The 14,444-nt window shown below is 39.4% G+C and carries 14 protein-coding genes, 1 tRNA gene and 2 pseudogenes; 7 read left to right on the top strand and 10 right to left on the bottom strand.

The window, feature by feature from the left end:
• Nucleotides 1-198: 198 nt before the first annotated feature.
• Complete coding sequence (locus A2003_RS11260; RefSeq protein ID WP_270900101.1) at nucleotides 199-1,668, top strand: SulP family inorganic anion transporter; 1,470 nt, start codon at nucleotides 199-201, stop codon at nucleotides 1,666-1,668.
• 61 nt (nucleotides 1,669-1,729) lie between these two features.
• Here A2003_RS11260 and A2003_RS11265 read toward each other — a convergent pair whose 3' ends face one another.
• A complete protein-coding gene (locus A2003_RS11265; protein ID WP_125272614.1) occupies nucleotides 1,730-2,281 on the bottom strand; it encodes a helix-turn-helix domain-containing protein in 552 nt (183 codons plus the stop codon).
• A 155-nt stretch (nucleotides 2,282-2,436) separates the two neighbouring features.
• Here A2003_RS11265 and A2003_RS11270 point away from each other — a divergent pair, with 155 nt between their 5' ends.
• Nucleotides 2,437-3,279, top strand: coding sequence for a DMT family transporter (locus A2003_RS11270; RefSeq protein WP_234857326.1), 843 nt, complete (start codon nucleotides 2,437-2,439; stop codon nucleotides 3,277-3,279).
• A gap of 1 nt (nucleotide 3,280) precedes the next feature.
• On the opposite strand, the pseudogene A2003_RS11275 reads toward A2003_RS11270, so the two are convergent.
• The 5 genes and pseudogenes from A2003_RS11275 to A2003_RS11295 form a co-directional block, all read right to left on the bottom strand.
• Nucleotides 3,281-3,607 (bottom strand): annotated as a pseudogene (locus tag A2003_RS11275) (antibiotic biosynthesis monooxygenase family protein).
• A 3-nt stretch (nucleotides 3,608-3,610) separates the two neighbouring features.
• Complete coding sequence (locus tag A2003_RS11280; RefSeq protein ID WP_286687376.1) at nucleotides 3,611-4,009, bottom strand: DUF4870 family protein; 399 nt, start codon at nucleotides 4,007-4,009, stop codon at nucleotides 3,611-3,613.
• A gap of 158 nt (nucleotides 4,010-4,167) precedes the next feature.
• Entirely contained in the window at nucleotides 4,168-4,560 is a 393-nt protein-coding gene (locus tag A2003_RS11285; protein ID WP_151790107.1) for a DUF4870 family protein, read from the bottom strand.
• A 27-nt stretch (nucleotides 4,561-4,587) separates the two neighbouring features.
• Complete coding sequence (locus A2003_RS11290) at nucleotides 4,588-5,205, bottom strand: DUF1294 domain-containing protein (RefSeq protein WP_204379181.1); 618 nt, start codon at nucleotides 5,203-5,205, stop codon at nucleotides 4,588-4,590.
• Between the two features lie 9 nt (nucleotides 5,206-5,214).
• Nucleotides 5,215-6,165: a homoserine kinase gene (locus A2003_RS11295; protein ID WP_286687377.1), complete on the bottom strand. Its 951-nt coding sequence runs from the start codon at nucleotides 6,163-6,165 to the stop codon at nucleotides 5,215-5,217.
• Between the two features lie 112 nt (nucleotides 6,166-6,277).
• Between A2003_RS11295 and hisF the strand changes: the two genes are divergently transcribed.
• Nucleotides 6,278-7,036 (top strand): imidazole glycerol phosphate synthase subunit HisF, encoded by a 759-nt coding sequence (hisF, locus tag A2003_RS11300; RefSeq protein ID WP_004812244.1) that lies wholly within the window; start codon nucleotides 6,278-6,280, stop codon nucleotides 7,034-7,036.
• Between the two features lie 300 nt (nucleotides 7,037-7,336).
• Here hisF and A2003_RS11305 read toward each other — a convergent pair whose 3' ends face one another.
• Complete coding sequence (locus tag A2003_RS11305; protein ID WP_286687378.1) at nucleotides 7,337-7,984, bottom strand: sterol desaturase family protein; 648 nt, start codon at nucleotides 7,982-7,984, stop codon at nucleotides 7,337-7,339.
• Nucleotides 7,985-8,099: 115 nt separating this feature from the next.
• Between A2003_RS11305 and A2003_RS11310 the strand changes: the two genes are divergently transcribed.
• On the top strand, nucleotides 8,100-9,110 hold the full coding sequence (locus A2003_RS11310) for an AraC family transcriptional regulator (RefSeq protein ID WP_286687379.1): 1,011 nt from the start codon (nucleotides 8,100-8,102) through the stop codon (nucleotides 9,108-9,110).
• Nucleotides 9,111-9,180: 70 nt separating this feature from the next.
• Nucleotides 9,181-9,369: pseudogene (locus A2003_RS11315) on the top strand (aquaporin); the annotation flags it as partial.
• Nucleotides 9,370-9,420: 51 nt separating this feature from the next.
• Here the strand turns inward: A2003_RS11315 and A2003_RS11320 are convergent.
• The 3 genes from A2003_RS11320 to A2003_RS11330 all read right to left on the bottom strand — a co-directional run bounded on the left by A2003_RS11320 (nucleotide 9,421) and on the right by A2003_RS11330 (nucleotide 12,843).
• On the bottom strand, nucleotides 9,421-9,663 hold the full coding sequence (locus A2003_RS11320; RefSeq protein ID WP_125297857.1) for a hypothetical protein: 243 nt from the start codon (nucleotides 9,661-9,663) through the stop codon (nucleotides 9,421-9,423).
• Between the two features lie 70 nt (nucleotides 9,664-9,733).
• A complete protein-coding gene (locus tag A2003_RS11325) occupies nucleotides 9,734-10,807 on the bottom strand; it encodes a DNA/RNA non-specific endonuclease (protein ID WP_004951419.1) in 1,074 nt (357 codons plus the stop codon).
• A 158-nt stretch (nucleotides 10,808-10,965) separates the two neighbouring features.
• The gene (locus A2003_RS11330; protein WP_112987119.1) at nucleotides 10,966-12,843 is read right to left on the bottom strand and encodes a potassium transporter Kup; all 1,878 of its coding nucleotides are present in this window, start codon (nucleotides 12,841-12,843) and stop codon (nucleotides 10,966-10,968) included.
• Nucleotides 12,844-12,966: 123 nt separating this feature from the next.
• On the opposite strand from A2003_RS11330, the gene A2003_RS11335 reads away from it, so the two are divergent.
• Both A2003_RS11335 and A2003_RS11340 read left to right on the top strand, forming a co-directional pair.
• A tRNA-Ser gene (locus tag A2003_RS11335) sits at nucleotides 12,967-13,057 on the top strand.
• 182 nt (nucleotides 13,058-13,239) lie between these two features.
• Nucleotides 13,240-14,442 (top strand): tyrosine-type recombinase/integrase, encoded by a 1,203-nt coding sequence (locus A2003_RS11340; RefSeq protein ID WP_286687380.1) that lies wholly within the window; start codon nucleotides 13,240-13,242, stop codon nucleotides 14,440-14,442.
• Nucleotides 14,443-14,444 lie beyond the last annotated feature (2 nt).

Consider the following 14,444-nt stretch of genomic DNA (forward strand, 5'->3'; position numbering starts at 1 on the left):
AGCTTTTTTCGCTTAAATGTTATCCTCATCCTGATTTTTATCTCGATCTTCAATTCTATAATGTCACTTACGCCACCCTAGTTTTTACAGCCCCCTCTTGTAAATAACTCATCACTGTCTAGTGATGTGGTGTAGTCGTGTGCATTTTTATATCACATCACTAGCCTTTAAAATATTTTTCAAAAATAGGCTATTTCTATGTTTTCCAATGTACGAGAACAATGGTTCTCTAATATCCGTGCCGATGTGCTGGCGGGTCTTGTGGTCGGCTTAGCGCTGATTCCTGAGGCGATTGCATTTTCTATCATCGCGGGGGTTGATCCCAAAGTTGGTTTATATGCGTCCTTCTGTATTGCAGTCGTGATTTCTTTTGTTGGTGGGCGTCCTGCCATGATTTCAGCAGCGACTGGCGCAATGGCTTTGGTCATGGCAAGTCTGGTGAAAGAACATGGATTACAATATCTACTTGCAGCAACATTATTAACAGGTGTACTGCAAATTCTGGCGGGCTATTTAAAACTCGCAAAACTCATGCGATTTGTTTCTAAATCTGTGGTGATTGGCTTCGTCAACGCGCTTGCTATCCTCATTTTTATGGCGCAATTACCTGAATTGATCAATGTAACATGGCATGTATATGCATTAGTTGGCTTGGGTTTAGCCATTATTTATCTCTTCCCTTTACTCCCTAAAATTGGAAAACTTATTCCCTCTCCTTTGGTCTGTATTATCGTTATTAGCCTGATCGCAGTAGGTTTCGGAATTGATATTCGCACTGTGGGAGATATGGGTGAATTGCCAGATACACTGCCTGTATTCTTATTACCCGATATTCCTCTTAACCTAGAAACGCTACAAATCATTTTACCTTATTCGATTGCACTCGCAGCCGTGGGCTTACTTGAATCCATGATGACAGCCACGATTATTGATGAAATGACCGATACGCCAAGTGATAAATTCCAAGAATGTAAAGGTCAAGGGATAGCTAATATCGCATCTGGTTTTATGGGTGGGATGGCGGGGTGTGCCATGATTGGTCAATCCATGATTAATGTAAAATCAGGTGGTCTAACCCGATTATCAACATTTTCAGCAGGCGTATTTTTGCTGATCTTAGTCGTCTTTATTAGTGACTGGCTCAAAGTTATTCCTATGGCAGCATTGGTTGCCGTGATGATTATGGTCTCGATTAGCACATTTGAGTGGAAATCACTGACAGGTTTTAAATCTAATCCCAAAAGTAGTAACGTGGTTATGATTGTCACTGTTATTGTAGTTGTAGCAACCCATAACTTGGCACTCGGTGTACTCACAGGTGTATTACTATCCGCTTTATTCCTTGCCAATAAATTAGAAAATGATATTCGTGTTGAAAGCTATATAGAAAATGATGCACGAGTCTACGATTTAAAAGGTCAAATCTTTTTCAGCTCCTCAGAAAAATTCATGCAGAGTTTTAATTTCCAAGAACCAATTTCTAAGGTCATTATTGATTTAACTCATTCACATATTTGGGATGTAACTTCAGTGGCAATGCTAGATTCTGTGGTGAATAAGTTCCAAAGAAATGGGGTCAATGTCACGGTACGTGGGTTGAATGAAGCCAGCTCAATCATGATTGATAAATATGGAACACATACTAAACATCAGTTTGATGCAATTTAGTTCAACACACTAACACCATTAAACATAAAAAAGCCAAACTTTCATGTTTGGCTTTTTCAGATCAATAAATCACATTTCGAATAAAGCGAAGTATGTCAGTACCTTGATTGCTATAACGGTAAGGAACAGAACTATCAAATAAAAACGATGTACCCGCTGCAACTAAATGTGTTCCAGAAGCAAATTCTAGACTCAGTTCACCTTCAATGACATAGATCAACTCCTGCCACCCTTGTTGATCAGGTTCAGCAACATAGGTCTCTCCAACAGCCAATGTCCATGTCCATAATTCGACTTGAGTACGTGCAGGGATGGATGCCTGTAAAGTTGCCTGACTCTCAAGATGAGAGCCCTGCCATGCCAAAGTCTTAACGATCGCAGAATCCACAAGCTCTGGTGCTGTCACAAGTTGCTTGAAATTCACATCTAAAGCATTTGCGATTGCATCAAGTTTGGTCAGACTAATATTTACCATTCCTGTTTCTAAAGATGCAATGGTACGTCGACTCACGCCAGCCCGCTCTGCCAGCTCTTGCTGACTCAGTTGATGCTGGTTTCGATAAAATCGAATATTCTGCCCTACATATTGCAATACCGCATCAGGATGATTCATGCAGTTTCACTCTCATTTAATTATGCGCAATATATTGCACAAATGCATAAATTAATGCAACATGTGCAGTATATTGCACGTTGATTTGGAATTTGGTTTTGACAGCTTTCTCGCAATCACCTAGAGCAGCACAATTTGCATTGATTTTTATCACCATGATTTGGGGTGGGACTTTTCTAGCAGTGCAATATGCACTCAACTTTAGTACACCGATGTTTTTTGTCGGTTGTCGTTTTGCAGTTGCTGCGGCTGTAATTTTCCTACTTTCATTAAAATCCATGTCGGGTTTAACGCTCAAAGAAACGCTGGCTGGAACTGCTATCGGTATCATGATTGCGATTGGTTATGGCACACAAACGATTGGTCTACAAAGTATTTTAAGTAGCGAATCGGCTTTTCTTACTGCGCTTTATGTTCCTTTAGTACCTATTCTCATGTGGGTTATTTTTCAAAAATCACCATCACTCATGACATGGATCGGCTCAGCATTAGCATTTACAGGCTTAGTCCTACTGACTGGAAATGGTTTTTCCAATATCACGCTCTCTTATGGACAAGTACTTACCCTGATCTGTGCTTTAGTGATTGCATTAGAGATTATTTTGATTGGTTATTTTGCAGGACGAGTAAATTTACGACGCGTTACTGTGATTCAACTTATGGTTGCCGCCCTACTCTCTTTCGCTAGTATGCCTTTGGTTGGTGAACATCAGCTACCAGCATTTTCATGGCCTCTCCTATTAATCGCAACTGGATTGGGGCTCGCCAGTGCTTTAATTCAGTTTGTTATGAACTGGGCACAAAGCATGGTTGATCCAAGTCGTGCAGCGATCATTTATGCAGGTGAACCTGTTTGGGCAGGTTTGATTGGAAGAATTGCAGGTGAGCGTTTGCCCTTACTCGCATTATTTGGCGGATTACTGGTGGTATTAGGTGTTTTGGTGAGTGAGCTCAAACTCAAAATCCTCAACTCTCCTCAAAACAATAAAGATGCTTAGCTTACTTTTCTTTTATTGGCGGCTCATTCTTCTTCAGTAGCATCTGAGGTTGATAATATTCAACGATTGGCATTGGATCATAGAAGGGATGTAATAAAGCTTTTCATTCTTGATAAGCAGCAGACTTTCTAAACCCTTCTGTGTGATCTTCAATATGATCCCAAAATATCATCAGAATATAGCGATGATCATCTTGAACATTTTTGATCAGCTGTACTGCATTTAATCCCACCATCGGATAAATAATCGCTTTGGCTTTTTGAAATGCTGCCTCAAATGCCTGACTTTGATTGGGTTTAATTGTTAAATGCACATGTTCTATGATCATATTTCATTCTACTGATTTATACATTGGAACATTATCATATAAACACAGTAAACCATTAATCCCACGGTATACGACCCAAGCCAATGAAAAAGCAATAACACTCAAGAAACCCCCAAAAAAACCTGAGGCTAGACTATCTGACAGAGAATCATGTCCAAACCACAAAAGGAATCCAAATAAGAATAATGCTGATAAATTCCAAAAGAGATACCACCAAAACGTGCGAATTTGCCATTTGAAATGACTTTCTAAGATTGTTCCTTTCACATCTTTACGCTTAATGTAATTTAGCACTACAGCAACGATAGCAAGCACACCACCAGTTAAACATGCAACAATATAAAAAATATACAAAATATAGGTCAATGTACGATTTGCTTTTTGATCAACTGCATGACTCATATTGATCTATCTCCCTCACCCACTCATGTGGAAAATTATTTGAAAAATTTGAATTTTAATGTGTAAATATTTACTTAGATAACATTGCTATTTTGCATATAAATACAGGTTTAAAATAAAGTTGATCACCATCATATAACAGTGATCAACCCCATCGTTTACGAATACATAGGTTTATTGTCATTGAGAGCAATCAACCCACGTATTGCACGATATACAATCCAAACCCAAGCAGCGAAAATCACCGCTACACAGAAAACCGTTCCTGATAATGCAACACCCGCAAACGCATTCGGATTATCGCCTGTAAAAAACAAGAAGAAGAATGGAATAAAGGCAATGATATTCCAAGCGAGATACCACCAAAATGTCCGAATCTGCCAAGTAAAATGACTTTCAAAAATAGAGCCTCTTACATCGCTACGTTTTACATAGTTAATAATTAAGGCAATCACTGCCAATAATCCACCTGTAAAAATCGCAATGATATAAAGTACGTAAAGGACCAAAGTCAAAGTACGGTTCGGGTCTTGATCAACGGAATAATTCATTTTATTTATCTCCAGAAACGAACTCCCTCAATAGAACACATTGAGTGGAGAAATTAACCAACATATCAATAATATATGGAAGACTATGGTACAGAAATAAATCTTACGAAACGGTTGTTTTTGTGTTTTATGTCTCAGTTTTTGTTGTGCTAACCAACCTGCACACCATCCTCCAAGCGAATCCACGATATGTAAGGTTTGCTCAGGAATACGGCGATTCCCCAATTGTGCCGCCTCTTTGTCTTGAGCATATAGCCAATAACTCAAGACATTCATCAAACTGACGAACAATAAAGTATAAGGCGGTAATAATTTACTAAAGCTCGCGATGACCATGAATACAATATAAATCACAATGGCAATTTGCATCGCTGTCCAACGTTTAGCAGGCTTCGCAGCTGAAGGTTTCGGCTTATGTTCAAATACTTGGGCTGCTTTTAGATAACTGACTTGCTGAGCGCGATAACGACCACTCTCATCTAAGATCACCAAGTACTCCAAAGCACAACCTACAAGAGGTCGAGGACCTGTGCGAGCAAAGTCCTTGATGTGTAAAAAGACCCGATCTTTGTGCTTATCATTCGGTTGAATAAAACCATAGCCTTTATCATCAAACCATTCTACTAAACGACCTTGGTCTCGCATGCTTTTTCCTTAAGCTTGAACTTTTTGTAAACGATCTTGCAGCATCATCCGCATTTCCATCGGGTCTTTTTGTGAAATGTCTTCACCAGTACGACCCTGTTCCGCATTTTTTTGTGCAACTTGGAGACGCATACTCCAGAAACGACATGCAGCCATTGCCAAGAAAATATTTAAACACGCTAGCTCATCAGCTGTGAGTTGACGAATGCTTTGATACGCTGCAAGGAAAGCCTCTGCCTTGGCTTGGTCTATATGAGCGTTTGGATAAGCAGTACAGAAATCATTGATACTAATCGCAATATCAAATAAAAATTCATCTTGATTTAACTCATAAAAATCAAGAATCCCTCGTAATTGATCACCTTCAAATAATGTATTGTCTCTAAATAGATCAGAATGAATAAAACCGACAGGACGATCAGGATATTGCTGTGTAATTTTGGCAAATTGCTGAAAAACTTGATCCAATAGGGATTGATCATCGTCATTCATATTGGGTCTAAGTTGCTCTGCTACATCTGACCAATACTGATGATTACGATTAAAATCACGCTTTAAAGGAAAATCTTTCAACGCCACATGAATTTTTGCTTGAGCCTGAGCAATCGCTTGGATTTGTAATAATGTTGCTTCTTCTGGATGTTCACCCATCAAGCGTGGGGCAATTTGTGCAGGTTTATCTGCGATGCTATGAATGGCTTGACCATGGTGTTTCAATGGTACAGCAACGGCAACCCCTGCCTCTCCCAAACAGTCTAGTACGGGAACAAGCTCACCAGCTCCTTCAGCATCAAGCTCTTCAAAAACAGTAAGAACGTAATGTTTTTGAGTTTGATCCACCAAAAAATAGTTGGTGTTTTGAATACCGCCTTGGATTGGAATCAGGTCAATCACTACCAAACCATAAGGTTCAGCAAAAGCTTGAACATCTTCTAAACTCAACGGGGTATAAACCGACATGGAAAACCTGCAAAAAATAGCTGTGAAGTTTGATAGAATACCCTTTCCCTCCATGAAGGTGTAGCACCAGAGTCGGTCTCCTTTCTCTATTGGCGATTTTTTGGAAAATTTTATGCTCGCAAAACGTATTATCCCTTGCTTAGATGTTGATAATGGTCGAGTCGTCAAAGGCGTTCAATTCCTTGATATTCGTGATGCAGGTGATCCTGTCGAAGTTGCACGTCGTTATAACGAACAAGGTGCCGATGAAATTACCTTTTTAGATATTACTGCTACCCATCATGGACGCGATACGACTTACCGTACTGTTGAGCGCATGGCTGAGAGTGTCTTTGTCCCTTTAACCGTAGGCGGTGGTGTACGTAAAGTCGAAGATATCCGTTTACTCCTGAATGCCGGTGCAGACAAAGTCAGTATCAACTCGGCAGCGGTGTTCAACCCTGAATTTGTTCAAGAAGCATCCCAACGTTTTGGTGCTCAATGTATCGTGGTTGCAATTGATGCGAAAAAAACTGGTGAAAATAAGTGGGAAATCTTTACCCACGGTGGACGCAAGCCAACAGGTATTGATGCAATAGAATGGGCTGTCAAAATGGCAGACTTTGGTGCAGGTGAATTACTGATTACCAGTATGGATGCCGATGGAACCAAAGCAGGCTATGACATCGCTTTAATGCGTCAAATCAATGATCGTGTAACGATTCCAACGATTGCTTCAGGTGGTGTAGGAAATTTACAACATTTGGCAGATGGTATTTTGAAAGGTGGCGCAGATGCTGTACTTGCCGCTTCCATTTTCCACTTTGGTCAACATACGATTCCTGAAGCGAAAAAATATTTAGCTGAGCAAGGTATTGAAATGCGCCTTTGAGCAATAAAAAATAGCAAGATCCAAACCTCTCAATGCGATTGCTTGAGAGGTTTTTTATTCGGCAAATTTTAGTCAAAAAAATACCTTGCTCAGCAAGGTATATGAAATGCGTTTATACAACGCTAGAGGGTAAACGAAAAACAATAAATTTGAATAAATATCAAGCAACAAAAAGGCTTGGTCTAAATTAGCGAGATATTCAGCAAAAATATTGACATTAAAAACCAATTTTATTGACAATTCACGACAGAAGCACGCGACTAGCATCATGTTTTGTCAAAACACCCTCTTCACGCTATATCAAGATGCAACCGATACTTTTTCGATCTCTTCTATCTGAGCGGCGGTCACCAATTTTGGTTTCTGCTCTACCCATTTTGCAGGAAATACTAATTCAATCGCTTCAGTTAATATCTTCGAAATCGGTGCAGGTAAAGGCAGACCCAATGGATTAGCTTCTTTCAAATCTGCTGAAGACACCACACGCGTCCCCATCACATAATCAAACCAAGGACGAGTAACACACCAATTTGCATCTTGGTTCGAGTTCATGTGGTGATCATAGTGCCATGGGATCGTGCGCTTCGCCCAATCAGGCTCAAGATGGGCACGGCGATGAATATAATAATAATTCCCCGCACTATAAATCGCTGCAAGTGCCATGCCTTTTGAAAAAGGATAGAACACAACACTGGCCACACCTGCGGCTACAGCAAGTGACATTAACTCATTACGCGTACGCCAGTGATCAATGCCTTCCACATAACATTCATCCGAGAAATCTTGTTTACGCACTTCACGATGATGCGCCCAATGCGACTCCATGCTTTTAGGTACAGGGCTATAACGGGGTTGCCCAGGACGATGCACACCATGCAAAACGTATTTATGTGCGAACCATTCAAATGCATTTGCAACCGCTAAACCAGCGATAAAACCCTTGATCATTTTGATCTCCTAAACTGTGCTTCTTTTTATTTAAGATATAAATTTTTGTAGGCGAAGTATTGACGATACGATATATTAATATTGACAAAACACGACAATAAGAGGAACAGACAGGATGTCTCAACTCAAGAATTATACAGGATCAGTTTACGGTGGCTTGGGGCATTTACTGGCGACTTATTGTGAAGCTAAAAATCTAGCTTTACCTGAACAATTACAAAAAATTCAAAACCTTGAACGCTTTGATTATGTCATTTGGCGGGATCTACTTGAAGAGTTGAATCAACTACATCCAAAAATCGGTTTAGGATTAGAAATTGCGGAATACGTCCAACCTAAGCATTTAGGGATTATTGCTTACTTAGCCTTATCTTGTGAAAGTCTTGGTGAAGCTTTAGCACGCTATCATGATTTTCATCGACTTATTTATGATGGAAGTCCTTTAATTGTTGAATTTAATCAACCCTATGCATCTATTCGTTGGGAAGCACCTGAACTACACCCCACTCAACTGACAGACGAAATTGCAATAGCACTGATGGTGCAATTCCTTAAACTGTTTATGTCAGGGGAAATGATCCATTTACACGAAGTTCATTTTGTGAATCCTGCACCTAAAAACCTCACGGTGTATGAACAGTATTTCCACTGCAAAGTTCGTTTTGATCAACCTAAGACTCAGCTTTTACTCCCGATTACTGAAGCATTCAAACCACTAAAAACAGGTGATCACACCCTGCAACAATTGTTATTGCAACAAGCTCAGGCACTATTAGATAAACTACCGAATTCAACACAATTAGATCAGCGTTTACAACATGCAATTTTAACGGGCTTACAGAAGAATCAATATCAGATTGATTTTATCGCTGAGAAATTGGGACTTTCTGTACGACAATTACAGCGTCATTTACAGCAGCAAAACACAACCTTTCAGGAGCGTGTCCAACAAGTCCGCTTTATGTTGGCTACAGAATACTTAAAAGATCCGCACCTGAGTTTGCAAGAAATCTCTTTATTACTTTGCTACTCAGAACAAAGTGCTTTTCAACGTGCTTTTAAACTTTGGACAGGACAAACTCCTCAACAATGGCGAAAACTCAACACAACTTACAGTTCTTTATAAAAACGATTAATGTTCTCACCATTTTACAATTGATCACTAATTAAACAATCTTTATACGAGATTCAGTGACCTATGCTTAATTCATTTAATCAGTATTCCTGTGACGAATACATCTGTGAATCCTGCACGTAGTACGGGTGTAGCTTTCTTTGCAGAAACTGCGGCACTTGGTCAATTATGGTTATTCTGTATTGCACCAATTATAGGTGCAGTTATTGGTGCTCTCATATACAAAGTGGTTGCTACACTCCGAAATTAAATGATCACTCCATAAAAAAACAGCCACTATATGGCTGTTTTTTTTATTGGATTATAAAAATGGATTCTCTATTTCCTGCTCTGGCTTTCGCTCGATCTGTGCAGGTAATTCTTCTTTTTCTAAAGCGATCACCACATCATTAATCAATTGCTGTAAAGCTTTAGCCGCTTTTAATCCCACTTGATCTTTTGTAATCTGCAAATTACCGTACAAACTGACGCAGTCCACTTGGTTTTCAAGCGTCAAATCATAAATCGAAGATGATTCATTTTCAGTTTCAAATGGTTTAAACATTTTCTACTCACTTTATTATTTTCGGGCTATATTCTGAATCTAAATCAATTTACGGCCAAGATCGATTCGATTATCGCAACAATTGTAAGAAATACTGCACAAGTGCATCGACCAATTGTTTTATTAAAGCTTGTTTAGTTTCTTCATCAATTTGCGGAAGACTACTCTGTGAAGTTTGGCTTTGACCCGAACTAAACTGTTTTTGCTGTGCCTGTATCGCTTCTGTAGTCGCTTCTTCAGCACATTGACTTTGACCATCCCAATGTGAATAGCTGATTTCCTTATTGGCTTTGACCTGTTGAGCCGATAATGGTAAATGATAAATATTGCGTTTTTGTTGTTCGGTCAGTTGTGGAAATAAATTAATCCCTAATTTTTCTTCTAGATAACAAACGCTCACCACCTCGACCTGTTCAGAATTATTATTTGGTGCGTAATAAGCCCCAATAATCCCTTGTTTAGGTAAGTACACAGCTTTATAAACCGCAGTCGGGACAATCACACCGCTACCGATTGTTTTGAGTCGTTTTCCTTCAAAAACTGGACCTGTTACAACATATGCATCTTTATGATGTTTGGTCACAACTGCACGGACAGCCTCTTCAAGTTTTCGCCAAACTTCCTGATTGTTTTTAGGTGCTTGAGGCACCATGTTGGCTAAAGAAAAACTATCATATTGTGCAGCAGTATTGTTCATATCTGCATTAGGTGCCATATGCCCACGATCATATCCTGAACCACGATAGTCCGATAACAATGCTCGATGAGCCATTTGTACACGTGTTTCTTCGTGGAAATTATCTTCGCGTTTAATTTTTATACTTAATCGATCAGGGCTTAAATACTCGGCTGACCATAGTGGCGTTTTAGAAACACCTGAATACATGACATTAAAATCATTAAAACATAAGGCATAGCTATGTTTGGTTAAGCTTTCCTTATTGAGCAATGGAGGAACTTCACGATAAAACTGATTAAGACACGCTCCACTACTTGATTGCAATGGAATAAATTTAGAAATCTTTTCACTACCAAAGGCTATCGCAAAGCTTCCTGTTGCGATCAACGCGAGCAGCACTTTTCCAGTATTTTTGCTCAAAAAAGTAGTTTGTGATTTACCTTTTCTCGTTGTTTTCTTTGCCATGACTACATCAAAACCTTTAAGAATGCGAAGCTTAACAACTCAAAAGCTTGATGTATATTGCGTTCCGAGCATGAACGACAATTTATGTCGCAAAACTGTACAATTGATCAGCAGACAATAAAAAAGACACGCGAACGTGCCTTTTTTAAAACCAATTCTTAAATTTCGATTTGACTACCTAACTCGACGACACGGTTAGTCGGAATTTGATAAAAATCACTAACAGGGCTAGTGTTTCGTTGCATTGAGATAAATAAACGTTCACGCCACGGAGACATTCCATCACCAACACTGTGCACGATACGATCGCGTGAAATGAAGAAACTAATCTGCATCAAATCATATTCAAATTCTAATTGCTCATATGCTTGCATTAATGCACGTGGAACATTTGGCTCATCTTTAAATCCATAGAAGATTTTAATGCGATAGAAATGCTCGTTTAGTGTTTCGACTTGCACCCGCTCCTCTTGAGGAACAAAAGGAACATCTTCAATCACAACCGTGACTAGAATATTTCGCTCATGCAATACTTTGTTGTGCTTAATATTATGCAACATCGCATGAGGTACAACATTCGGTGTCCCTGTCAAAAATACTGCATCACCAGGTACACGATGGACATTATCCCCCAGACTTCGGACGAATAAATCCAAAGATAGAGTATCGTGTTCCAGTTTAGCAAAGGTCAACTCACGACCACGCTTCCAAGTCATTAGAATCATGACTGCGATACTGCCGATAAGTAAAGGAACCCAACCACCAGAGAACATTTTTAATGAAGCAGCCGCAACCAGTACCGATTCCAAAAAGAAAAATGGAATAATTAAAAGCAATACTTTAGGCAGACTCCATTTCCATGCATAGAAAATAAAGATCGCAACCAGAATGGTGTCACACAACATCGTTAAGGTCACAGCTAAACCATAAGCACTTGCAAGGTTTGAGCTGGTCTTAAAGATTAAGATTAAAATTACAATCGCGACGAGAAGCAACCAATTCAGGAATGGGACATAAATCTGACCTTCTTCTGAATCTGATGTATGTTTAATACTTAAACGTGGCAGATATCCCAATTGAATCGCCTGACGCGCAAGGGAAAAGACCCCTGAAATGACCGCTTGTGATGCAATCACCGCTGCCATAGTTGCCAAGATAATCATTGGATATAAGGCCCAACTCGGCACCAATAAATAAAATGGATTTTCGATCGCAGCAGGGTTACGAAGTAGCAATGCACCTTGACCCGCGTAATTTAACACCAAGCAAGGTAAAACGACGGTGAACCAACCAAAGCGAATTGGACGAGGACCGAAATGTCCCATATCCGCATATAAAGCCTCACCACCTGTCACGGTAAGGACTACAGCACCCATAATAAAAAAGGACTGTAAAGGATGAGTAAAAATAAATTGAAATGCCCAATGCGGACTCACCATACCCAAAACCACAGGTGTCTGTATGACACTGACAATTCCGAGAATACCTAATGACAAAAACCAAAGTAAGGTAATTGGACCAAAAAATTTCCCGACAAAAGCTGTTCCATGTTTTTGCATCAAAAACAAGGTCGTAACGATCACAATTGCAATCGGTACAATAAAAGGATCGAGTACATCTGTTGCGATGGATAAGCCTTCTACTGCGGAGAGGACTGAAATCGCAGGCGTGATGATGCCATCACCAAAGAAGAGTGATGCGCCAATAAACCCAATTGCAATCAAGTAAATTTTTTTAGTATCTGATATTTTGGCTTTGCGCAAATTCAAGGCCAGTAAAGCCATGATTCCACCTTCACCATTATTGTCTGCTCGCATAACAATAGCGATGTATTTGATACTAATAATGAGCATCAAACACCAGAAGATAATGGACAGGATCCCCAATACATTTTCAGGCTGAATCCCGAGTCCATGTGCAGCATGAAATGATTCTTTCAATGCATACAGTGGACTTGTTCCAATGTCTCCAAAGACTACCCCTAGTGCTGCTAATGCCGTGGCTGGCAACGCTGCTTTTTTTGCAGTACTTTGCATATATTGTCTTCAATATAAAACGTGACTTGACGCAATATTATCATTAGACAAGAAGTTTTTCTGCAAATCTGTTTCGCTACAACTTGGCAGCCTGCTTTTTTTTAGTTACTATCGCACCCCATTGGTGAGGTGTCCGAGTGGCTGAAGGAGCACGCCTGGAAAGTGTGTAAACGTTTATAGCGTTTCGAGGGTTCGAATCCCTCTCTCACCGCCAAATTTAATTTCTATGATGTCTCATAGAGTCTTAAAAGCTTAAATCTAAAAGGTTTAGGCTTTTTTTATTGCCTTATACTATTCGATGAGATCTATTGTAATCCCCTATAACGTGGGGGATAATTGGGGGACTATTTAAAATCAACAATAATCATCCCCCAATATATAAGGATAACATCCTAAATGCTTACTGATGCGCAAGTTAGAAAGATCAAACCAATTGATAAGAAAAAACGCTATTCAGATGAAAAAGGGCTTTATTTAGAAGTTACACCATCAGGTGGACGTTTCTGGCGGTTAAAATATCGATTTAATGGACGTGAAAGCACTTTAACAATAGGAAGCTATCCTGAAATTTCTCTCGCTCAGGCTCGACGTGTCCGTGATGAGGCACGAATACAACTTTATAATAATATCGACCCTAACGCCACAAAAAATCAACGTCTCGATAAAACTGATAAAAACAAGCTTTTCAAAGTTCTAGCAATGGAATGGATGCAAGATCGTAAAGATGCGATCACCGAAGGCACTTACTTACGGGATTTATCTGTTTTTGAGAAAGATCTGTTCCCTGCTTTAGGTGATATGCCAATTGATCAAATTAAGGGAAAGGACGTATTAGCTTGCGCGAAAAAAATTGAAGAGCGTGGTGCATTAGAAATGGCAAAACGCTCTATTCCTTTAACTGGCCGAATTTTTCGCTATGCGATCCGTAAAGGTATTATTGAGAATGATCCAACCCCACACCTACAAGAGGCATTAAAGCCACGTAAAGTAAAACATATGGCTCGTTTGGATATCTCTGAGTTTCCACCTTTTTTAGAGCGTATGGATCGTTATCACGGTAGTATCTTGGTTAAAACAGCACTACAACTAATGACATTAACATTTGTGAGAACTGCTGAACTGATCAATATGGAGTGGAATGAGATTGATTTTGATAATCATTTATGGCGTATTCCTGCATATAAAATGAAAATGGCTCTACCTCATATTGTCCCATTATCAAGACAAGCCGTTGAGCTAATAGAAAGTCTTCGACCAATTACTGGTAACAAACAATTCGTTTTTTATAACCACAGTAAAGCCAAACCCTTAAGTAATAATGCTCTTTTAAGTGCAATTAGAACAATGGGCTATATGGGAAAAATGACTGGACATGGTTTTCGAGGACTTGCATCTACAACCTTACATGAACAAGGCTATATGCATGATGCGATAGAAATACAACTAGCTCACACCGTTGGCAATTCTGTTTCTCAGGCTTATAACCATGCTCAACATCTAGAATATCGGGTTAAGATGATGCAGGAATGGGCGGACTTTATTGGTAGTTTAAGGAATAAAAAATTCTCCCGCTTAAATACGAATGAATATGACAATTAATC

It is taken from the genome of Acinetobacter sp. GWC1_38_13 (assembly GCF_001767535.1).
GTDB lineage: Bacteria > Pseudomonadota > Gammaproteobacteria > Pseudomonadales > Moraxellaceae > Acinetobacter > Acinetobacter junii.

Excerpts from the sequence above, each read along its gene's own strand:
- A2003_RS11260 (WP_270900101.1), top strand. The coding sequence starts at position 199 with ATGTTTTCCAATGTACGAGAACAATGGTTCTCTAATATCCGTGCCGAT.
- A2003_RS11265 (WP_125272614.1), bottom strand. The coding sequence starts at position 2,281 with ATGAATCATCCTGATGCGGTATTGCAATATGTAGGGCAGAATATTCGA.
- A2003_RS11270 (WP_234857326.1), top strand. The coding sequence starts at position 2,437 with ATGATTTGGGGTGGGACTTTTCTAGCAGTGCAATATGCACTCAACTTT.
- A2003_RS11280 (WP_286687376.1), bottom strand. The coding sequence starts at position 4,009 with ATGAGTCATGCAGTTGATCAAAAAGCAAATCGTACATTGACCTATATT.
- A2003_RS11285 (WP_151790107.1), bottom strand. The coding sequence starts at position 4,560 with ATGAATTATTCCGTTGATCAAGACCCGAACCGTACTTTGACTTTGGTC.
- A2003_RS11290 (WP_204379181.1), bottom strand. The coding sequence starts at position 5,205 with ATGCGAGACCAAGGTCGTTTAGTAGAATGGTTTGATGATAAAGGCTAT.
- A2003_RS11295 (WP_286687377.1), bottom strand. The coding sequence starts at position 6,165 with ATGTCGGTTTATACCCCGTTGAGTTTAGAAGATGTTCAAGCTTTTGCT.
- hisF (WP_004812244.1), top strand. The coding sequence starts at position 6,278 with ATGCTCGCAAAACGTATTATCCCTTGCTTAGATGTTGATAATGGTCGA.
- A2003_RS11305 (WP_286687378.1), bottom strand. The coding sequence starts at position 7,984 with ATGATCAAGGGTTTTATCGCTGGTTTAGCGGTTGCAAATGCATTTGAA.
- A2003_RS11310 (WP_286687379.1), top strand. The coding sequence starts at position 8,100 with ATGTCTCAACTCAAGAATTATACAGGATCAGTTTACGGTGGCTTGGGG.
- A2003_RS11320 (WP_125297857.1), bottom strand. The coding sequence starts at position 9,663 with ATGTTTAAACCATTTGAAACTGAAAATGAATCATCTTCGATTTATGAT.
- A2003_RS11325 (WP_004951419.1), bottom strand. The coding sequence starts at position 10,807 with ATGGCAAAGAAAACAACGAGAAAAGGTAAATCACAAACTACTTTTTTG.
- A2003_RS11330 (WP_112987119.1), bottom strand. The coding sequence starts at position 12,843 with ATGCAAAGTACTGCAAAAAAAGCAGCGTTGCCAGCCACGGCATTAGCA.
- A2003_RS11340 (WP_286687380.1), top strand. The coding sequence starts at position 13,240 with ATGCTTACTGATGCGCAAGTTAGAAAGATCAAACCAATTGATAAGAAA.